General features: G+C 30.2%; 23 protein-coding genes and 2 pseudogenes. 4 read left to right on the top strand and 21 right to left on the bottom strand.

The features are described from left to right. Positions 1 to 4: 4 nt before the first annotated feature. A complete protein-coding gene (locus ACIJYF_RS02210) occupies positions 5 to 472 on the bottom strand; it encodes a c-type cytochrome (protein ID WP_435117386.1) in 468 nt (155 codons plus the stop codon). On the opposite strand from ACIJYF_RS02210, the gene ACIJYF_RS02205 reads away from it, so the two are divergent. After that, a complete protein-coding gene (locus tag ACIJYF_RS02205; RefSeq protein WP_435088803.1) occupies positions 467 to 994 on the top strand; it encodes a cytochrome b in 528 nt (175 codons plus the stop codon). The genes ACIJYF_RS02210 and ACIJYF_RS02205 overlap by 6 nt on opposite strands. Here the strand turns inward: ACIJYF_RS02205 and ACIJYF_RS02200 are convergent, their stop codons facing one another. Genes ACIJYF_RS02200 through ACIJYF_RS02180 form a run of 5 tightly spaced genes read right to left on the bottom strand, consistent with a single transcriptional unit; the run spans position 995 to position 5,483 of the window. Further along, positions 995 to 1,687 (bottom strand): 3'-5' exonuclease, encoded by a 693-nt coding sequence (locus tag ACIJYF_RS02200; RefSeq protein ID WP_435117384.1) that lies wholly within the window; start codon positions 1,685 to 1,687, stop codon positions 995 to 997. Beyond that, complete coding sequence (locus ACIJYF_RS02195; protein WP_435117382.1) at positions 1,671 to 3,134, bottom strand: DUF294 nucleotidyltransferase-like domain-containing protein; 1,464 nt, start codon at positions 3,132 to 3,134, stop codon at positions 1,671 to 1,673. Before ACIJYF_RS02195 ends, ACIJYF_RS02200 begins: the two co-directional genes overlap by 17 nt. Next, positions 3,127 to 3,843 carry a class I SAM-dependent methyltransferase gene (locus tag ACIJYF_RS02190; protein WP_435117379.1) on the bottom strand — a complete coding sequence of 239 codons (717 nt, stop codon included), beginning with the start codon at positions 3,841 to 3,843 and terminating at the stop codon, positions 3,127 to 3,129. Before ACIJYF_RS02190 ends, ACIJYF_RS02195 begins: the two co-directional genes overlap by 8 nt. Continuing rightward, positions 3,818 to 5,017 (bottom strand): MFS transporter, encoded by a 1,200-nt coding sequence (locus ACIJYF_RS02185; RefSeq protein ID WP_435117376.1) that lies wholly within the window; start codon positions 5,015 to 5,017, stop codon positions 3,818 to 3,820. Before ACIJYF_RS02185 ends, ACIJYF_RS02190 begins: the two co-directional genes overlap by 26 nt. A gap of 28 nt (positions 5,018 to 5,045) precedes the next feature. Then, the gene (locus tag ACIJYF_RS02180; protein WP_435117374.1) at positions 5,046 to 5,483 is read right to left on the bottom strand and encodes a DUF4396 domain-containing protein; all 438 of its coding nucleotides are present in this window, start codon (positions 5,481 to 5,483) and stop codon (positions 5,046 to 5,048) included. 25 nt (positions 5,484 to 5,508) lie between these two features. Between ACIJYF_RS02180 and ACIJYF_RS02175 the strand changes: the two genes are divergently transcribed. After that, positions 5,509 to 6,192 carry an MBL fold metallo-hydrolase gene (locus ACIJYF_RS02175; RefSeq protein ID WP_435117372.1) on the top strand — a complete coding sequence of 228 codons (684 nt, stop codon included), beginning with the start codon at positions 5,509 to 5,511 and terminating at the stop codon, positions 6,190 to 6,192. On the opposite strand, the gene ACIJYF_RS02170 is transcribed toward ACIJYF_RS02175, so the two are convergent. The 11 genes and pseudogenes from ACIJYF_RS02170 to folE form a co-directional block, all read right to left on the bottom strand. After that, positions 6,185 to 6,502: an AzlD domain-containing protein gene (locus tag ACIJYF_RS02170; protein WP_435117370.1), complete on the bottom strand. Its 318-nt coding sequence runs from the start codon at positions 6,500 to 6,502 to the stop codon at positions 6,185 to 6,187. The genes ACIJYF_RS02175 and ACIJYF_RS02170 overlap by 8 nt on opposite strands. Further along, the gene (locus ACIJYF_RS02165; RefSeq protein WP_435117368.1) at positions 6,499 to 7,185 is read right to left on the bottom strand and encodes an AzlC family ABC transporter permease; all 687 of its coding nucleotides are present in this window, start codon (positions 7,183 to 7,185) and stop codon (positions 6,499 to 6,501) included. The genes ACIJYF_RS02170 and ACIJYF_RS02165 overlap by 4 nt, the downstream gene beginning before the upstream one ends. A gap of 12 nt (positions 7,186 to 7,197) precedes the next feature. Next, positions 7,198 to 7,704, bottom strand: coding sequence for a hypothetical protein (locus tag ACIJYF_RS02160; RefSeq protein ID WP_435117366.1), 507 nt, complete (start codon positions 7,702 to 7,704; stop codon positions 7,198 to 7,200). A gap of 114 nt (positions 7,705 to 7,818) precedes the next feature. Next, positions 7,819 to 7,890: pseudogene (locus ACIJYF_RS02155) on the bottom strand (hypothetical protein); the annotation flags it as partial. A 14-nt stretch (positions 7,891 to 7,904) separates the two neighbouring features. Beyond that, a complete protein-coding gene (locus tag ACIJYF_RS02150; RefSeq protein WP_435117364.1) occupies positions 7,905 to 8,255 on the bottom strand; it encodes an ATP-binding cassette domain-containing protein in 351 nt (116 codons plus the stop codon). A gap of 7 nt (positions 8,256 to 8,262) precedes the next feature. Beyond that, complete coding sequence (locus ACIJYF_RS02145) at positions 8,263 to 9,882, bottom strand: ABC transporter permease (protein WP_435117362.1); 1,620 nt, start codon at positions 9,880 to 9,882, stop codon at positions 8,263 to 8,265. A 77-nt stretch (positions 9,883 to 9,959) separates the two neighbouring features. Then, the gene (locus tag ACIJYF_RS02140) at positions 9,960 to 10,154 is read right to left on the bottom strand and encodes a hypothetical protein (protein ID WP_435117359.1); all 195 of its coding nucleotides are present in this window, start codon (positions 10,152 to 10,154) and stop codon (positions 9,960 to 9,962) included. A 6-nt stretch (positions 10,155 to 10,160) separates the two neighbouring features. Further along, entirely contained in the window at positions 10,161 to 11,180 is a 1,020-nt protein-coding gene (locus ACIJYF_RS02135) for an extracellular solute-binding protein (RefSeq protein ID WP_435117357.1), read from the bottom strand. A 134-nt stretch (positions 11,181 to 11,314) separates the two neighbouring features. Continuing rightward, positions 11,315 to 12,202 (bottom strand): LysR family transcriptional regulator, encoded by an 888-nt coding sequence (locus ACIJYF_RS02130; RefSeq protein ID WP_435117355.1) that lies wholly within the window; start codon positions 12,200 to 12,202, stop codon positions 11,315 to 11,317. Further along, a complete protein-coding gene (locus ACIJYF_RS02125; protein ID WP_435117353.1) occupies positions 12,202 to 13,203 on the bottom strand; it encodes an oxidoreductase in 1,002 nt (333 codons plus the stop codon). Before ACIJYF_RS02125 ends, ACIJYF_RS02130 begins: the two co-directional genes overlap by 1 nt. A gap of 1 nt (position 13,204) precedes the next feature. Continuing rightward, complete coding sequence (gene folE, locus ACIJYF_RS02120) at positions 13,205 to 13,822, bottom strand: GTP cyclohydrolase I FolE (protein ID WP_435117351.1); 618 nt, start codon at positions 13,820 to 13,822, stop codon at positions 13,205 to 13,207. Between the two features lie 76 nt (positions 13,823 to 13,898). Between folE and hisI the strand changes: the two genes are divergently transcribed. After that, on the top strand, positions 13,899 to 14,366 hold the full coding sequence (hisI, locus tag ACIJYF_RS02115; RefSeq protein ID WP_435117349.1) for a phosphoribosyl-AMP cyclohydrolase: 468 nt from the start codon (positions 13,899 to 13,901) through the stop codon (positions 14,364 to 14,366). Next, positions 14,367 to 14,741, top strand: coding sequence for a DUF2237 family protein (locus ACIJYF_RS02110; protein ID WP_271521835.1), 375 nt, complete (start codon positions 14,367 to 14,369; stop codon positions 14,739 to 14,741). Between the two features lies 1 nt (position 14,742). Here the strand turns inward: ACIJYF_RS02110 and ACIJYF_RS02105 are convergent, their stop codons facing one another. The 4 genes and pseudogenes from ACIJYF_RS02105 to ACIJYF_RS02090 form a co-directional block, all read right to left on the bottom strand. Then, a complete protein-coding gene (locus ACIJYF_RS02105) occupies positions 14,743 to 16,362 on the bottom strand; it encodes an electron transfer flavoprotein-ubiquinone oxidoreductase (RefSeq protein ID WP_435117347.1) in 1,620 nt (539 codons plus the stop codon). 22 nt (positions 16,363 to 16,384) lie between these two features. Then, positions 16,385 to 17,338, bottom strand: a complete 954-nt coding sequence (locus tag ACIJYF_RS02100; protein ID WP_435117345.1) for an electron transfer flavoprotein subunit alpha/FixB family protein — start codon at positions 17,336 to 17,338, stop codon at positions 16,385 to 16,387. After that, the gene (locus ACIJYF_RS02095; RefSeq protein WP_435117343.1) at positions 17,338 to 18,087 is read right to left on the bottom strand and encodes an electron transfer flavoprotein subunit beta/FixA family protein; all 750 of its coding nucleotides are present in this window, start codon (positions 18,085 to 18,087) and stop codon (positions 17,338 to 17,340) included. Before ACIJYF_RS02095 ends, ACIJYF_RS02100 begins: the two co-directional genes overlap by 1 nt. After that, a pseudogene (locus ACIJYF_RS02090) lies at positions 18,087 to 20,517 on the bottom strand (GcvT family protein). Before ACIJYF_RS02090 ends, ACIJYF_RS02095 begins: the two are co-directional and overlap by 1 nt. Positions 20,518 to 20,561: the final 44 nt, after the last annotated feature.

The raw sequence follows: 20,561 nt of genomic DNA, 5'->3' as shown, positions 1-20,561 counted from the left end.
AAATTTAATGCTCTTTTCTGTATTTTGAATGGCAAGCTTTGCAACTACCCCACATTAGCTTACCTAATGTGCCCTTAATATTCTCTGCATTTTCAATAACAGATGCTAATTCAATCATATTGCTAGAAGATTTTTCCATTAAAGAATTAAACTTATCCTTTTCCTCCCAAATTAAGGGCAAAACTTCTGTCTTAAATCCTTCTTTAGTATTATCCGGAAACATCTTTTTTAAGGATTTATAATTCTCACTCATTTCTAGCATTAATTTTTTTGCTTCATCAAAATCTTCATTTGATGAAAGAGATTGAACTTTTTTAGCTGTATTATAATTTTTTTTAAATAAAGCTTTTCTATTTTTAATTATTTCTTCTGATGATTGTTCAGCATTAACGCTTGGACTAATAAATATTGAAGTTATTAAAAATAAACTAATACCAATATTCTTAGCAATATGTTTAATTAGGCTATGCATTTGAAAAACACACTAACAGAGTATGGTTTAATTTCAAAATTATTACATTGGCTGAGTGCAATATTACTTATTGGACAAATTCCGCTTGGTTTTTATTTAGTAGATTTAGATTTTGGACCAGAGAGATTAAATATAGAAAATATTCATGTAACAGTTGGTTTGTCTCTATTTTACTTAGTTATTTTAAGATTACTTTATAAAATTTTTAATCCAACACCAAAATTAGAGCCAAGTATTTTTAAAGGTCAAAAATTTTTAGCGAAGCTAAATCACATACTGCTGTATGTGACAATTCTATCAATCACAATATCTGGAATTTTTAAAAAATTATTCAATGGAGAAACAATATCAATTATTTTTAAAAAAATTAAAATTCAAGATAATTTTGAACTTGGAGAATTATTTTATGATATTCATGTTTTTTCAAACTATTTGATGATAGCTCTTATCATTATTCATTTAATGGCTGTGATTACCCATAAATTATTTTTTGGTGACAATTTATTAAAAAGAATTCTTTAGCTAATGAATATTTTTTGCATTCTTTATAATGTGATGCAAGTTCAACCCTCGGTCACACAATTTTATCAATCCTGTAATATTTGTTATTCCTAAATTTTTTGCTTTGTTTAAAAGAAACAAAAACAATCTAGCTGTTAACCAGCAATCACCTAGGGCAGAATGTCTAACTTGATCATCAGCTTTTATATTAAAGTGTTCACATAAACTTGTTAGTTCATAATTCTTTAAATCTGGGAAAAGTCCTGCAGTAAGATGAATTGTATCAATTGGCTGAATGACCTTCATTCGATTAGCAAGATTAGTATTTTTAGCATTGTTTTTTAAAAATTTAATATCAAAATCAATATTATGACCAACTAAAACACTCTTTTTAATAAACTTTAGGATTTTATCTTCTATTTCAATTAATGTTGGTTTGTCTTTGACATCTTCATCCTTAATGTTGTGTATCCTAGTTGATTGTTCTGGAATTTTTATTTGAGGATTCACTAATTCATCCAAAATTATATCTTCTCTGATCTTAAATTCACTAATTTTAATAGAAGCAACAGATACAACTTTATCTCCCTTAGACACTCTCAATCCTGTTGTTTCGGTATCTAAAATTGCAAAATTAGATTGCTCAAGTGTTACTCGATTAAACAACTTTTGTTTTTCAAAATAATATTTAATCTTGTTAAAAATACTCTTCACCAATATCTACTCTTACCCTTTGTTTTAATTTTCTAATTTGTTTAAGATAAATTTTTAAAACTTTTTTTTCTCTTTCAAGTAAAGTTTTTGGATCAATAAAATTTTTAATTGTTAAACCTTGTTTTGTTCTTTCAACTTGATTTTTAAGTAAAATATTTGACATAAAACGATGAGCATTTTTGAAAAAATCTACTTCATCAACAGTTAAAACCTTCAATTTATTGAGTTCATTTAATCGCTCAAATGTTGAAATTTTTGTAACCTTATGTTTGATTGAATATAATCTAATACTTTCTACCAACGGAAGTGTTCCTGTGTGTTTTAGGTTTAATAATCTTAAATTTTCCTTATCATTTTTTTCTAAAATAAATTGACCAAAAAAACCAATAGCAGCATCACTTTGTTCTTCACTAAAATACAAAAACTTTAATAATTTTTTTTCATGCAGTTTTTCGTTTAAATAAATCTTTAAATTTTCAGCTAGTTCTTTTTTACCATAAATAGATCTAAAATCGTAAAGCATATCAATATTTCTCATATCTTGAGGGGTGTGATTATCTAAAAATTGAGTAATTTGATTTTTCCATTCTGGTACGCTTTTTCTCCACAATGGATTACTTGCCATTAAGTCTCCTTTACAAAAAGGAATACCACAGTCATCTAAGGTTTTTGTAAAATCCTTAGCAAGTTCATTAAAATATAAATCTACTTTTTTTGGGTCTTCATTGTTAGTTTCATAGATTATTCCATTATCCTGGTCAGGATGCAGAAAACTTTCCATTCTTCCCCCTGAGCCCATAACAATGACTGAATATTCTGGAATTTTTTTTATTATATTTTTTTCCCCAACTCTTTTTTCTGCCAATCGAATTGCTCTACGGTAGATGACATTGTTTAAAAAACTTAATAAATATGAAATATCACCTGGATAAGCATTTCTAACTAACATGTTATTAGCTAAAATCACTTGTTGTTGTTTAATTTTAATTAAACCTGAAACGTCTTGCTCATCATAAGTCATGTTGTCAATTTGATTTACCACATCTCCTAATTCAGCTTGCAAAGCTGTATTCATATCAATCATTCCCTGTATTTTTAAACTCATATCTAAAACAGGAAGATGATTTAAATTTAATTTTCTCATTTTGCCTACCGCATGAAATAACAAATCATCCTCATAAACGAATTTAACTGGATGTGTCATAACCTGATCAACTTTTGTTTTATCATCAGCACTAAAAGCGACCCTTTTAAGAATATCTTTTTCAGTTATTATTCCGATCATTTTTTCATTTTCTTGAATTATGACAGTTGATTTTTTTTCTTTTCTGAGTTTCTCAATAGTTGTTTTAACCAGTTCATTTTTTTCAACCAAGATAAAGTCATCAGTCATATAATCCATGACTTTATTGGTAAACAAATCTACACTGTTAGATCTTTTAGACATTTCTAGATATAATTATACATTGCAACTTATCGTTAAATATAATTTTTTTTGTAAAGTTTGAATTAATTTCATTCACTCCCTTTTTGATTTGATTTAGATCAAATTCTAATAATATTGAAATATACCTATCGTTAATCATTTGAAGGTATTTTGACTTTAAAATTTTAACTTTATAAATAAATTTTTTTGTCTTACTAATTTTGTTGTTTTTCTTTAGCAGTGTAATTATCTTTTTATCCCTATTCAAAGATTTTTTAAGTTTACTGTTCATTAATTTGAATGTAGGGATTTCATTTTTATATGGATCTAAAGTTAACACCATAATAACACCATTTGGTTTTAGATATTTTTTACAAAGTTTAATTAGTTTTTTAATTTCTCTTATTTTCAACAAGTGAATTGTTTGTTTTATTAAGATTAAATCAAAAAACTTTTTATTTTTGTTTAAAAAATTTAAACCATTTGATTTTTTAAATCTAATTCTTTTATCTTTGTCTTTGTGGTCTACAATATCTATACCTGTAGGTTTAGATATTAACTTTAATTCATTATATAAGTTTCCAGAAATTTTGCCCCTTCCACACCCAATATCTAAAATTTCAGATTTAGAATTAAGATTGCTGTTTTTAATTAAGAATTTACTGAAAGATTTAATATAATCTTTTGAGGACAACCAAGTTTTATTATCCCAATTTTTTAACGATACCATTTTGTTTTTTTTTATAGAAATCTGCTCTTATTGAAATCAAAATAATCAATAAAACTAAAGGAATACAAGCTAAATTAATCTCATTCCAACTAAATTTTAAAATAGAGTAGCCTGCAGTTAAGCTTGCGATAGATTGTATGGAAAAAACTAATACATCGTTAAAACCTTGAACTTTAAATTTCTCACTTTCTTTATAACAGAGCACTAACAAACTAGTTCCTCCAATAAATAAAAAATTCCATCCAACGCCTAATAAAACTAAAGCAATTAAATAATTTATAAATGTTTGGTCATAAAAACTTAAGAAAATACAAATTAGATAAATTAATGCTCCTGAATAAATAATTGTCGAATGTCCAAATTTCTTTATCAATCTACCTGTAATTAATGATGGCAAAAACATTCCTATTATATGCGACTGGATTACAATACTTGTTGAGCCTAATGTAAATCCATGCATCTTATACATGCTGATTGGTGTAGCAGTCATAATGAATGACATAATTGAATATGCAAAAGCAGCTGTCACAATTGCTTGAAGGATAATTGGGTTTAGTAATAATTCAATATACGATCTTTGATTACTACTAATGTTTTCTTTGGTTTTTGGATTTTTATCTGTTCTATAAAAGACTAATAGAAAAACTGGTATAATAGTTAAGACTGCTAATGAAATATATGATCCCGTATAAAGATGATCTGAAATTATATTTTTAGTAAAATTTGCAACATTAGGTCCTATTAATGCTGAAAGAATTGTTGCAAGTAGCAAAATTGAAATAGCTCTAGAGCTATCATTTTTTTCAACTGTTTCTGCTGCTGCAAATCTATATTGATGTGTAAAAGCAATACCTGTTCCAATTACAAAACATGAAATGCAAAATAAGATAAAATTTTCAGTATAAATTGAATAAGCTCCAAGCAGTGATGCTAAACTTGAATATGTTGAAGATAATATAAATCCTTTTTTTCTTCCAATTTTACTCATTATCTTTGCTGCAAAAAAAGAAAATACTGCTGTACCAACAATTGATAATGATGTCGGTAATGTTGCTAGTGATGCAATTGGTGAAATTTTCAATCCTACAATTCCACTTATAAAAACTGTAATTGGTGGTGCCGTAAAAGAAAAAACTTGGCAAATAGTTAGAATAATTAAATTTTTATTGAGCACTTTGTTTTTTAATAGTTATTTTGAATTGTTAATGACAAGCAATTCCAAATTTTTTTAAACGCCAATAATTATAAGGCCAAGGTGTTAAAAAACCTACTATTAACATGATTGGCACTACCCACCAAGTAAGCATTGCCCCACCTGTTAGCAGATAGTCTGTAATATTCATTGTTATTTCCATACTTATCATCGAAATAAAACTCATACCCATTGCAGTTTTAAGTGCATTTTTAAATTCAATATTTTGTTTCACCAAAATAAAAGTTTCCAAAATAATACTAGTAATTAAGCCATTAATAATTGCTAAGATCATTATACCCAAAATTGGAAATGAAATGTTTGATAATTGAAAAAATAAGATTGTACCAAAATCTCCAATGGAACAACCAATCACACACCACATAGTATTTTTTGCACTTGTTTTCCAAGTGTGTTTACAAGTCCAATCAAATGTGGAGGTATTCATAATAATTTGATACTAATAATGTTAAATGATTTTTAAACAAGTATTTGACAAAAAAACTTCTACTTATACTTATCTAATTGCTTCGGCAAAAGGTCGCGAAGCTGTAATAATTGATCCAGTTTTAGAAAATGTTAATGAGTATATTCAGCTGTTAAGAGATCTTGATCTAAAACTTGTAAAAGTCATTGATACACACATTCATGCAGATCATGTAACAGGTGCCTCTAAATTAAAACAAGCCACAAATTGTGTCACACTTATGGGAGAGCATACCCCCGCTGATGCAGTTGAAATCAAAGTAAAAGACAATGAACTAATAAATATTGATGGTTTAGACATTAGATCCATTTATACGCCAGGACATACAACAGAAAGTTATAGTTTTTTGTTAGATAATTATCTTTTTTCAGGTGACGCGCTTTTAATTAATGGAACTGGCAGAACAGATTTTCAAAATGGAAGTTCAAAAGACTCTTACCATTCTATATTTGATAAACTTTTAAAATTGCCAGAGGAAACTCTTCTTTACCCCGGTCATGATTATAATGGTGAAAAAGTAAGTACTATTGGTAATGAAAAAAGATTTAATCCAAGATTACAAGTTAAGAATGTTGATGAATATATTGAAATTATGTCTAATCTTAACCTATCTAAACCAGACATGATGGATAGTAATGTTAGCAAAAATATTCAATTAGGTGCTAACTAAAAACAATAAAGATTAAAAACCAATAAGAAACCAATCCAGACAAAATAGTTGCTATAATATTTTTTGAGAAATAACCAACAATTACTGCAACTATAGCTGCAAAGATTTTAGGGTCGTTAATTTCTACAAATAATCCATAATCATTTAAAAAGATTGCTGGAAATATAATTGCGGGAAATACTGCTGAAGGAACATATTCTAATACAGCTTTAATTTTATCTCCAAGCATGTCTCTATCAATTAATGCAATCATAGTCATTCTGGTAAAATAAGTTAATATTCCTGCGATAATAATTGTAAACCAAGTCATTTTTTAAACCTCAGTAATAATGAAGCCACAAATAAAGCAATAACTGGCGAAATAATTATATAAGATTTAAAAGGAGCATCAAAAAATAACAATGAACTTAAACCACAAGTAATCATGACAATTAAATGATCAATTTTTTTTAAATCTTGAACAACAATAGCTATAAAAGTAAGTGGTATTGTAAATTTTAATCCAAGTTCCGCAGGAACAAATGATCCTAAAATAATTCCTGATAATGTTGAAATTTGCCAACAAACCCACATCGTACAACCTGTTCCAATCAGATGATAATGTAAGTACTGCTCATTTTTATTCTTTTTAAAAAATTTATTAGATTTTGCAAATCCTTGATCTACAACAAAATATGAAATTACTAATTTTTTTATAAACGATAATTTTTCTAAATATTCAGACAATACCGCACCATACAATAAGTGTCTTGAATTGATGATTCCAACAGATGTAACAGCAACTAAACTAGATGCCCCACCTGAAAGTACTTGTAGAAATACAATTTGTGAAGCACCCCCAAAAATAATGAACGACATTGCATAGACTAAATAAGGATCAAAACCTAGTTCTACACCAATTGCCCCACAAATAATTCCAAATGGAATTACTGACAGCATGTGTGGAGAAATATCTATCATCCCCTTCGCAAATAATTGTTTTTTTGAAAGCATCTGCCTCTTTTATTAAAAACAAACTATGTGATCAATATTAATTGGTCTCTTAATACCAAATTTTTCATCAACTTCATGTTGGTGCATATGGTGGGAGTGTACAAAAACTGGTATCAACAAATCACTACCAGTTTTTAAAGTATAGATAAAGTTGGTGCCTCTGAATTTTCTGTCTACAACCTCTAGCTTCAAATTACTCCGATCATCATGCTCAAGATCTTCTGGCTGTAATAATAATTGAACATCAGAACCTTTTGGATAATGTTTAGTGAAATTTCCATTTATTGTTCCAAGATCTTTATTTTCTAGACTATTTTCTCCAGTAACTTTTGCAGGAATTAAAATCCCTCTATTTAAAAAATTTACAACTTCTACAGAGTTTGGGAAATGATAAACGTTATAAGGGTCATCATATTGTTTTAATTGGCTATCTAAAATTATTCCACATTTACTTCCAAGATAAAACGCTTCATAAGAATCATGTGTAACTATAATTGTAGTAATTTTTAAATCAGTCAAAACCTGTTTGAGTTTAACTTGAATTTCTTCTTTAAAACTTTGATCTACATTTGATAATGGTTCATCTAATAAAAGTAAATCTGGTTTAGAAAGTAACGCTCTTGCTAATGCCGCTCTTTGGGCTTCTCCAGAACTAATTTGATGAGGAAATTTATCTTTAACATGCTCTAAATGAAGAAATTTTATAACTTCGTTAATAGTTAAACTTTTTTTCTTTTTTTATTTCTCTCCGCTCCAAATTGAATGTTTTGCAGAACATTATAATGTGGAAAAAGTGAATTATCTTGAAACGCTAGTGAAATATTTCTATTTTCTGGTTCAACATGAACATCTTTAGATGAAATAGTTTTATTTTTTAAGGAAATTTTTCCTGATTGAATTTTCTCTAAACCAGCTATAGTTCTTAATATAGTTGTCTTACCAATTCCTGATGGACCTAGCAGGCAAACAATATCTCCTTCATTCTCTATATTTAATGAAACATTATTAACCTTATTTTTGTCACTTGCTGCAAAAGTAACATTTTCAATTTCAAAAAAGTTTTGTGACATATACCAATTAATCCTTAAGAATATATCTAGATGTAATTAAAATAAAGAAACTTGCAATAAGAATAAGAAATAACGATGGCGCTGCAGCAGCTTCAAGTAAATCTTGAGAGGCGTAAATGTATGCTTGAGTGGCAAAAGTTTCAAAATTAAATGGTCTCATTATTAGTGTAATTGGTAACTCCTTTATAATCTCTATAGAAATCAAAATACCAATCAATAGAATAGAATTTTTTAAGTAAGGTATATGGATATTTTTAAAAGTTTTAAACTTTGAGTATCCTAATAAATAAGCACTTTCGTCAATCGAATAACTTATCTTTAAATAACCAGACTTAATCCCGTTGCTTGCTAGTGAATAAAATCTTACGAAATAAACTATGACCAAGCCTAAAATTGATCCAATAAAAATAGATTTGATATTTTTGAAATCAAAAAAACTAATAACATTATTATCGAACCATGAAATAAAAGTGATAAATGCAACAGCCAAGATTATTCCTGGTATCGCATAACCAGAGATCGAGAAAGTAGTTAAAATTTCTAAGAACTTACTTTTAGATAATCTATTTCCATAATTTGAAATAAATGCAAAACTAATTAAAACAAAACTAGATAATAAAACTAAGATTATTGTATTTGAAAACAAACTAATTAGATCTAAATCAATTAAATGTTTTGGGAAAATAATTGTCCAATAAAGCATTTGAAGGACAGGAAACAAAAAGCTTATAAAAAAAATTAAAAAACAAAAAGAAAAAGCCAATAAAGCTTTGTAACCATGCAAAGTTGTTAATGATTTTTTCTTAAATCCTCCTTTTGTAGGAGAATGATATTGTGCTTTTTTTCTAGATAAATTTTCTAATACAAATAATCCAAGTATAAAAATTAATAGATAAAAAGATAACTGATTTGCTAACGCTAGGTCATCAAATGAAATCCATGCATTATAAATTCCAGTTGTAAGAGTAGATATTCCAAAGAATGATACTGATCCGAAATCAGATAATGTTTCCATTGCAACAAGGGACAATCCAGCAACTATTGCAGGTCTTGCAGATGGTAAGATTATTTTAAAAAAAGATTTTTTCTTGCTAAAACCAAGATTTTTTCCAAGTTCTATCAAATTTTGGGACTGATAATGAAAAGATGCTCTTGTTAATACATAAACATATCCAAATAAAGAAAATGAAATTGCAACTATTGCTCCTGCCATACCATCAAACTTTGGTATTTGAGAATTATAATTACCCTCTCCAAACAAACTTTTTAAAATTGTAAACGCTGTTCCATAATTTTCAAAAAAGGCTGTTAAAGAATAGGCATAAATATAAGCTGGTACTGCAAAAGACAAAATCAATGCCCATTTAAAAAAATTTGAGCCTGTAAATTTATAAAATGAAACTAGGTAAGCACATGATACCCCAATTATAAAAGTTAGGAATAATACCCCTAATAAAAGAGATAAAGAATTGAATATATAATCGTAAAGAAATGTATTTTTGATAATCTCAGAATAATTGCTTGTGCTATCAAAAAAGCTAGAAAATACAGTAACAATCGGTATTGCTACAGCAATTGAAATAAAGAACGAAGTTAAATACCAAATATTTATCTTTCTTAAATACATACTTACCCTTTTTTTATTTAGTGAACATAATTAATAGAAGGGTAAGAACTATTAAATTATGTTCACTTTATTGAAAATTAATCTTTTTTGCTAAAAACGTTTATGAGATGATCAATCTCTTCACTTTTTATATCAGACAATTTTCTATTATTTATTTTAATTTCAATTTTTTTACACTCATTTGCACATGGTTCACATGTTATCTGACCTACTTGTGAACCACTTGCATTAGAAGAATTATTTTTATTAAAATTAAATAAATTTTTTTCCATTATTAATTACTTCCACTTAGCAGCTAGCATGCACTCCAATGCTTTTGCTTGATTTTTTCCATAATTAACAACTTTAGTATTTAAATCTTGTTTAAAACCAAGACCCATTTGTTTTACTAAATCATGTGGTTCAACACCATCAATCATTGGATATTCAAATGTATTATTAACAATGTGTTCTTGCGCTTCTTTAGTTAATAAAAACTCAAGAAGTTTTTTTGCATTTTCTGGATTTGGTGCATTTTTTAATACTCCACCACCACTAATATTCATGTGAGTTCCTCTATCACTTTGATTTGGAAAAAATGGTAATACTTTTTTAGCTACCGCTTGTTGTTCGGCTCCCTTTTTTCCAGATAGCATTAAAGCTAAATAATAAGTATTAGCTACAGCTAAGTCAGCTTCTCCAGCAGCAACTGCTAATATTTGAGCTCTATCATTTCCTTTAGAGTCTCTAGCCATATTAGCAACAATGCCTTTTGACCATTCACAAGTAGCTTTTTTTCCATTATTTTTTACCAATGATGCAACAAGTGATTGATTGTAAATATTATTCGACTTTCTTATAACAATTCTACCTTTCCATTTAGGATCGGCAAGGCCTTCGTAACTCATTCCATTTAATTCATTGGCATTAACTCTTTCTGGAGAATAATACATAATTCTTGCTCTCTTAGCTATACCAGTCCAGTTAGTAGATCTAAAGTTTTTTGGAACAGCAGCTTTAATTGCTGAAGTCATTGAATTTTGAAACATTCCTTTTGCATCAAATGCACCTAATCTTCCTGCATCTGCTGTAATATAAATATCAGCTTTAGAGTCAGCTCCCTCCTCACTTATTCTTTTTTGAAGAGCTTTATCTTTTCCTGATACAACGTTTACTTTAATACCTGTCTTAGCAGTAAATTTTTCATAAAGTTGAATATCTGAATCGTAATGTCTTGCGCTAAATACATTTACTTCAGTAGCAAAACTTAAATTGGTAAAGAATGTTAAAATTATTCCTAGTATTGTTATTTTTTTCATTTTATCCTTTTCTTTACCCTTATTGATTTGCGACTGAGAATTATTCGCAATGCGAATGATTATCAATCGCATATATTGTCGCAGTTGTAAAGCTCTTTATAACTTAAATTTATAGGAAGAATAAAAGGTGGTAATTATTTCCAATCACCAATTTTACTAAACAAAAAGTTTCTAAATGCTTGAACTCTAGCAGTATTTTTGAGTGATTGAGGATATACGAAATGTGCCTCTGTAATAGGTCCTTCTGATTTAGGTAAAACTTTAATAACGTTAGATGAATTAGATACCAAGTACTCAGGCAAAGCAGCTAACCCAACTCCAGACTCTACTGCTAAAAGTAAACCCATAACACTATTTACCTTCATAACTGTTTTTCTTTTTTTTCCATCGTGCATACCAAGTTTTAATGCCCAATCAGGATTATAAACTGGTGAAGGAGCACCTTTTCCAAAAGAAATAAAATTATGTTTATTTAAATCAGCAATAGTTTTTGGCATACCAAATTTTTCTAAATATTTATTAGATCCATAAATATAATATTTAATATCTACTAATTTTTTTTGAATGTAATTCAATTGTTTTGGTCTTCTCATAAAAATACCAATATCTGCCTGACGAGTACTTAAATCTAATTCTTTATCGTCAAAAACTAGTTCAATTTCTATTTCAGGGTTTAACCTCATAAACTCTTGAATTCTAGGTGTTAACCAGTGTGTTCCAAAACTTCTTACTGTTGTAATTGTTAGTTTTCCAGTTGGCTTATTTTTCTGATCACCTAAAGATGTTTCAACTTCTTTTAATTTGCTGATTACTTCATGGGCTGTCTTAAATACATATTCACCATTTTCTGTAAGAGTTAATCCCCTTGCATGTCTTTCAAACAATTGAACTTTTAAATCTTGTTCAAGTGATTGAATTTGTCTGCTTATTGCTGATTGACTTAGATTTAAATTAATTGTTGCATTAGTAAAACTTCCTGCTTCAGCTACAGCATGAAAAATTTTTAATTTGTCCCAATCCATTATTTATTTACATCAATCAAATATCTACCTGATGTTTCTCCTTTTAGCATTTTAGAGTAAATATCTGTTAATTCATTCAGGCCAATTGTTTTAATAGACTCTTCAAGTTTATCAAAATCAATTACATTTGAAACTTCATTCCAAACAAATTCTCTTCTTTTGATTGATGCTGTGACCGAATTTATGCCCCATAATTTAACTCCACGAATTATAAATGGCATTACTGTTGTATTTAATTTGTAATCAGATGCATTTCCACATGCAGCAACAATTCCGTTGTCTTTTGTTTGAGCTAATGCATTAGCTAAAATTTTTCCACCCACTGTATCCACTACTCCATCCCACAAACCTTTGTCTAGTGGTCTTGGATCTTTGTCAAAATCGTCTTTATTTACAACTGTTTTTGCACCTATTGATTTTAAATAATCCTCGTTTGATTTTTTTCCTGTTACCGCTGTTACATCATAACCAAACTTTGATAAAATCATTACAGCAATACTTCCAACACCTCCTGAGGCACCAGTAACCAATACATCTTTTACTTTTTCACCTAATAATAATTCCTCTCTTGCTTTAATTGCAAAACAACAAAGTAATGCAGTCAAGCCTGCTGTACCCATAATCATTGATTGTTTTGAAGATAGGTTTTTTGGTTTTTTAACCAAAAAATCTCCACTTACTTTTGCATATTGTGAAAATCCACCATAATAAATCTCTCCAACTCTCCAACCTGTTAAGATTACCTCTTCATCTTTTTTAAATTTATCATTTGTACTTTCAACAACTGTTCCTGAAAAATCAATACCTGGTATATGAGGAAATTCTTTAACTAACTTTGCACCGTTATTTAAAATTAATGCATCTTTATAATTTAAACATGAATAATCAACTTTAACAGTTACATCGCCATGTTTTAAAAAACTTTTATCAATTGTTTTAACTTCTCTTGTAAAGCTTTCATCCTCTTGATTGATGATTAATGCTTTAAATTGATCTGACACTTTAATCTTTTGTTATGCTGATAAATCTTAGATATCTATTTTGATAACTTAGATCATCTTTAAATTGACCCAAATAATAATTTGTTACAGTTGATGCTTGTTCCTTTTTAATACCTCTCATAGTCATACATTGGTGAGTTGAGTCTATTGTTACAGCAACTCCCTTAGCTTCCAAAGATTGCATTAATGTTTTTGCGATTTGCATTGTCAATCTCTCTTGAGTTTGAAGTCTTTTTGAAAAAACTTCAACTACTCTTGCAAGCTTGCTTAAGCCAACAACTCTTTCTTTTGGAATGTAAGCAACATGAGCCTTACCAATGATTGGTGCCATATGATGTTCGCAATGACTTTGAACAGAGATGTTTTTTTGAACAACCATGTCGTCATATCCATCAACATCTCCAAATGTTTTGTCTAAAATTTTGTTTGGATCTTCTTTGTAACCAGCAAAATATTCTTTATAAGCTTTAACTACTCTTTTGGGTGTTTCCAATAAACCTTCACGACTTGGATCTTCACCCATCCAAGCTAATATGGTTTTAAATGCTTCTTCTGCATCTTTATCTGAAACTTTATTAGTTTCTAAATTTTTGGTGTCAGTATCTTTTACTAATTTCATAGCGCCTTTTTATACAGTAATTACTTAATTTTAAAATATTTAATATATCGAGATATATGCTAAATAATCAATGCATATGTTCAAAAAAAGAGAAAATGTCCTAGAAATTGAAGAGGGAAATCTTCTATCTCCTAAATTTGATAATGATGGTCTAATTCCTGTAATTACTATGTGCTCTAAAACAAGGGACGTTTTAATGCACGGATATATGAATGTTGAGGCTTTAAAAAAAACCATCGAAACTAAAGAAGCTCATTATTTTAGCAGATCTAGAAAAGCTATTTGGCACAAAGGTAAAACAAGTGGATTTACACAAAAAGTAACTGAGATAAGAATAGATGATGACCAAGACTCTGTTTGGATGACAGTTGATATTGGAGGTGGTTCAAGCTGTCATGTGGGATATAGGTCTTGTTTTTATAGATCCATTCCTATGGGTCCAATAGATAATGGTCGTGAAATTAAAATGAAATTTGAAGAAAAAGAAAAATCTTTTGATCCAGAGGAAGTTTACAAAGGTCAGCCAAATCCAACAAAAATTTAAATGAGTGAAAAACAAAAAAATGTTCTAGGTGAGGATCTAGAAGAGTGCTCTAATAATCCTTTAACAGGCTGGTATCGGGATGGTTGTTGCAACACAGATGAAAATGATCATGGTATACACACTGTTTGTGCAAAAGTTACAACTGAATTTTTAGAATGGTTAAAAATTGCAGGTAATGATTTAATCACTCCTCACCCTGAGTTTGGGTTTCCAGGTTTAAAAGACGGTGACGGTTGGTGTGTTTGTGCAAGTTGGTATGCAAAAGCAGTTGAAGCTGGTAAAGGTTGCCCAGTATTTTTGAAAAGAACTCATAAAAATACTTTAAAACATGTACCTATTGAAACTTTAAAAAAGTTTGCAATAGATTTATCTTAAACTACATATTTCCATATTTAGGTCCACCACTACCTTCCGGTGTCACCCAAGTAATATTTTGAGATGGCTCTTTAATGTCACAAGTTTTACAGTGAATACAGTTTTGAGAATTAATTACAAATTTATTAACATCATTTTCTTTTTGAACTTCATAAACACCTGCTGGACAATATCTTTGCGCAGGTTCATCAAATTTTTCTAAAGTGTAACTTATTGGCAAATTAGGATCTTTAAGTTTTAAATGAACTGGTTGATTTTCAGCATGATTTGTACCAGTTAGATAAACTGAACTTGTTTTATCAAAAGTAATGATATTATCATATTTTGGATAATCTATTTTAGGCATCTCATTTGCCGGTTTTAATGTTTCATGATCAGCATGTTTGTGTTTTAGAGTAAAAGGCAGCTTTCCTTTAAATAAAATTTGATCAATTCCTGTAAAGATTATTCCAAGAATTAAACCCCAACTAAAACTTGGTTTTACATTACGAGCTGCATTAAGTTCTTCATAAACCCAACTTTTTTTAAATTTTTCCTCATAAATTGATAAATTTTTATTTTCTTTAATATTTTCAATTATTGTCTCTGCAGCAATCATTCCACTTTTCATTGCTGTATGGGAACCTTTAATTTTTGGCATATTTAACGTTCCCGCATCACAACCAACCAGTAATGCTCCAGGCATGAACATTTGAGGTAAACTTTGAAGACCTCCTTCAATTAATGCACGCGCTCCATAGGAAATCCTTTTTCCACCTTCAACTATTTTTTTAATTGCAGGATGCATTTTAAATCGTTGAAACTCATCGTATGGAGAAAGATGTGGGTTTTTGTAATCTAAGCCAATAACATATCCTAAAAATACTTGCTTATTTTCAGCATGATACATGAAGCTGCCTCCATAAGTATTGTTATCTAATGGCCATCCAGCAGTATGCATTACCATTCCTTCTTCATGATTTTTTTCTTCTATCTCCCAAATTTCTTTAAAACCAATTCCATACTGTTGGGGATCTTTATTTTTTGAGAGATTAAATTTTTCAATTAGCTGTTTTCCTAAATGACCTCTACAACCTTCTGCAAATACAGTTACTTTTCCTAATAATTCTATCCCAGGTTCAAAACTATCTTTTTGATTTCCATCTTTATCAATACCCATATCTTGAGTTACAACACCTTTTACCGATCCATCTTCGTTATATAAAATTTCACTCGCTGGAAATCCTGGAAATATTTCAACGCCTAAGGTCTCTGCTTGTTCTGCAAGCCATCTGCATAAATTTGCTAAACTAATGATATAATTGTTATGATTTTGTTGAACCTTAGGAAGCAACCAGGTAGGCCAGCTTAATGATTTTGTTTTACCTAAAAATAAAAATTTTTCTTTTGAAACTTTAGTTTTAATCGGTGAATTAAGTTCTTTCCAATTTGGTAAGAGTTCATCTAATGCTCGTGTTTCAAAAACATTGCCACTTAAGATATGCGCACCAATCTCTGATGCTTTTTCTAATAAGCAAACGTTTAAATTTGGATCAAGTTGTTTGAGTTTAATTGCTGTAGATAATCCAGAGGGACCTCCTCCAATAATTACAACATCATATTCCATCGACTCTCTAGCCATATGATATTTTTATCTTTAAGAATTATTTTTGTATAGTGTTTAATTTGTTCAGCTCTTCTAGGAACTGTGGCAAAGCTTCAAATAGGTCTGCTTCTAAACCATAATCTGCAACGCTAAAAATTGGAGCTTCTCCATCTTTATTAATTGCAACAATTACTTTGCTCTCTTTCATGCCTGCTAAATGTTGAATAGCTCCTGAAATCCCAACGGCAATATATAAATCTGGAACAACTACTTTGCCTGTTTGACCAACTTGGTGGTCATTACTAATATATCCTGCATCAACCGCTGCTCTTGAAGCTCCTATTGCTGCATTTAATTTGTCTGCAATAGAAGTGATTAATTTAAAGTTGTCTCCACTTTGCATTCCTCTTCCACCTGACACTACTATTCTTGCTGTGCCAAGTTCGGGTCTATCTGATTTAACTTCTTCTCTTTTAACAAATTTTGTTAACAAAAACTCTTCTCCCGCTTCAGCAGTTTCAATTGGTGCTGATCCCCCTGAGTTTTCACATGGATCAAAAGAAGTTGGTCTAATAGTAATACATTTTTTTGCATCAGAACTTTTAACAGTCGCAAAAGCATTTCCTGCATAAATAGGTCTAACAAAAGTGTCTTGAGACTCTACTTTAATAATATCACTAACTTGTGATGTATCTAATTTAGCAGCTATTCTTGGCATTAAATTTTTACCAAATGTATTTGCTGAACAAACTATATGAGAATAATTATCTGCAAGTTTTGTAACAACTGGAGCAAAATTTTCTGCTAAAAAATTTTCATAATGAGCAGCTTCAACTGTGATTACTTTTTTAACCAAGGGTAGTTCTGAGGCAGCTTTTGCAGCATCACTACAATTATTTCCAATAACTAATGCGTGAACATCGGTATCAATTTGAGATGCTGCTGTAACAGCATTTAAAGTAAAAGATTTAAGCTCTTTATTGTTGTGCTCTACTATTAATAGTACTGACATTATATTACCTTTGCCTCATTTTTTAATTTTTGAACTAATTCAGCAACACTTGAAACCTTAATTCCAGCTTTACGCTTAGGGGGTTCTTCAACTTTTATCTGTTGTATTTTAGGTGCGGTATCAACTCCTAAATCTGATGCATTCATTTGCTCAATTGGTTTTTTCTTTGCTTTCATTATATTTGGCAATGAAGCGTATCTTGGTTCATTTAATCTTAAGTCGCAGGTTACGATGGCTGGAGTATTGATTTCGATAGTTTCTAAACCTTCATCTATTTCTCTAATAACTTCTAATTTTCCATCTTTAACTTCAATTTTTGAGGCAAAAGTTGCTTGAGGCCAATTTAATAATGCACTCAACATTTGTCCTGTTTGATTGCAATCATCATCAATTGCTTGTTTACCCATAAAGACTAAATCTGGTTTTTCTTTCTCAACAATTTTTTGTAAAATTTTTGAGACAGCAATGGGTTCTATTATGCCCTCTGCTTTGACATGAATTCCTCTATCAGCTCCAACAGCTAGTGCTTTTCTGACAGTTTCCTGAGCTTTTTCTTCACCAACAGTTACAGCAATTACTTCTGTTGCTTTTCCACTTTCTTTAATCTTTACTGCTTCTTCGATTGCATTATCATCTGGTGGATTTGTTGACATCTTAACGTTCTCAGTTACAACACCTGTACCATCTTCTTTAACACGTATTTGAACGTTGTAATCAATAACTCTTTTAACAGCGACTAAAATTTTCATTAAGCTCTCAATAAATTATTTTCAGAATCGTACGGGCTCTCATCTAAAACAGTAGCCTCATACATTTCACCCAAAATATCAACTTGTAATTTGTCGCCTACATTAGCATGCTCTGGTTTCACCATGGCAAGAGCAATTGATTTATCTAATCTAAAACCAAATTCACCGCCCGTTGCTCTTCCAACAACTTTGTTATCTTTGTAAATTGGGTTATTTCCCAAAACATCTGCGTCTTTAGTATTGTGAATTTCAAGAGTAATAAGTTTGTTATCAAAACCTTTTTCTCTCCATTTGTTAAGAGCCTCTAGTCCTATGAAACTACCTTTGTTAGGGTGAACAAATCTATCTAACCCTAACTCGTAAGGTGAATATTCAATTGATAGCTCAGTACCAACTAGTTTGTATGATTTTTCTAATCTTAAGCTGTTCATTGCTCTTATGCCAAAAGGTTTAATACCTAAATCCTTACCAGCTTCCATTAACTTATCAAAAATATGATTTTGATATTCAATTGGATGATGAAGTTCCCAACCTAGCTCACCAACAAAGTTTACTCTCATGGCATTAACAGGAGCATATCCTACATCGACATTTTGTGCAGTTAACCATTTAAAGTTTTCATTTGAAAAATCATCAGTAGATACTTTTTGCAATAACTCTCTTGATTTAGGACCCGCAAGAACCAATACACCTGTACTGTTAGTTAAATCTTCAAAAGTAACACCATCATCTGGCATCCATTTTTTAATCCAGTCATGATCTAATCTTAAGTTTGCTCCAGCAGAGACTAAATAGAAACTATTTTCAGAACTCTCTCATAATTGTAAATTCTGAGTGAACCCCGCCCTTAGTATTAAGAGCATGGCATAATCCAATTCTTCCAATTTTTTTTGGAAGTTTATTTGCAACTAGATGATCTAAAAATTCTTCAGCCTTAGGACCCTTAATTCTGCATTTTGCAAACGCTGTCATATCTAAAAGGCCGACATTATCTTTTACATTTTGACACTCTTTCTTAATAGCTTCAAACCACTTAGATCTTCTAAAAGACCAGTCATCTTTTTGCTCCATACCATCTGTTGCAAAAAAATTAGGTCTTTCCCAACCAAATTTTTGTCCAAAAACTGCACCTAAATCTTTCATTCTTTCATAACAAGGAGATGTTCTTAAAGGTCTTGCAGCTGGTCTTTCTTCATCAGGATAATGTGTAATAAACACATGACTATAAGCTTCTTCATTTTTAGCTTTTAAATAAGACTTAGTTGCGTAATCTCCATAACGTCTAGGCTCAACACCAAGCATATCAATAGTTGGTTCACCATCAATAATCCATTCAGCTAATTGCCATCCTGCTCCACCTGCTGCAGTAATTCCAAAACTATGTCCTTCGTTAATCCAAAAGTTTTTTAATCCCCACGCAGGTCCAACAATTGGATTGCCATCTGGTGTATAACAAATTGCACCGTTATAAACTTTTTTAACACCTACTTCTCCAAACGCAGGAACACGGTGGATTGCTCCTTCAATGTGTGGTGCTAATCTATCTAAATCTTCTTGAAACAATTCATACTCTGAATCTTTTGAGGGACCATTAACATAACAAGCTGGTGCACCATCTTCGTATGGACCTAAAATTAATCCACCTGCTTCTTCTCTCATGTACCATCTGTTATCACTATCCCTTAAAACTCCCATTTCTGGTAAGCCGTCTTTTTTTCTTTTTTGAATTTCAGGATGTGGTTCGGTTACAATGTATTGATGTTCAACTGGAATAACAGGAATATCTAAGCCTACCATTTTACCAGTTTGTCTTGCAAAGTTTCCTGAACAAGAAATAATATGTTCACACTCTATAGAACCTTTGTCAGTTTCAACAACCCAACCATCTTTAGTTTGTTTCATTGAAAGTACACTTGTGTTTCTATAAATCTCTGCACCTAGATTTCTTGCACCCGTTGCCATTGCTTGTGTTAAATCAGCAGGTTGAATATATCCATCTTCTGGGTGTTGGATCGCACCAACTAAATCATCTGTATGACACAAAGGCCAAATTTCTTTTACTTGATCTGGTGTTAAAAATTTTACATCGACGCCAATAGTTTGAGCTACACCAGCATACTGATGATACTCATCCATTCTATCTTTGGTACTTGCTAAACGAATATTTGATACAACACTAAAGCCAACATTTTTTCCAGTTTCTTCTTCTAATTTTTTATAAAGATCAACCGCGTATTTATGAAGTTGTCCAACTGAATAACTCATATTAAACAAAGGCAATAATCCTGCTGCGTGCCATGTAGATCCTGATGTTAATTCTTTTCGTTCAACAAGAACAACATCTGACCAACCTTTTTTTGCTAAGTGGTAAAGAGCACTAACGCCTACTACTCCACCGCCAACTACGACAACTTTAGTTTTTGTTTTCATCCGCGATTCCTACTAAATTTTTTGAAATAACGAAACAAAATTGT

The organism is Candidatus Pelagibacter bacterium nBUS_49, assembly GCF_051200925.1.
In the GTDB taxonomy this organism is placed as follows: Bacteria; Pseudomonadota; Alphaproteobacteria; order Pelagibacterales; family Pelagibacteraceae; genus Pelagibacter.
This window is presented reverse-complemented; position numbering and strand designations above follow the sequence as displayed.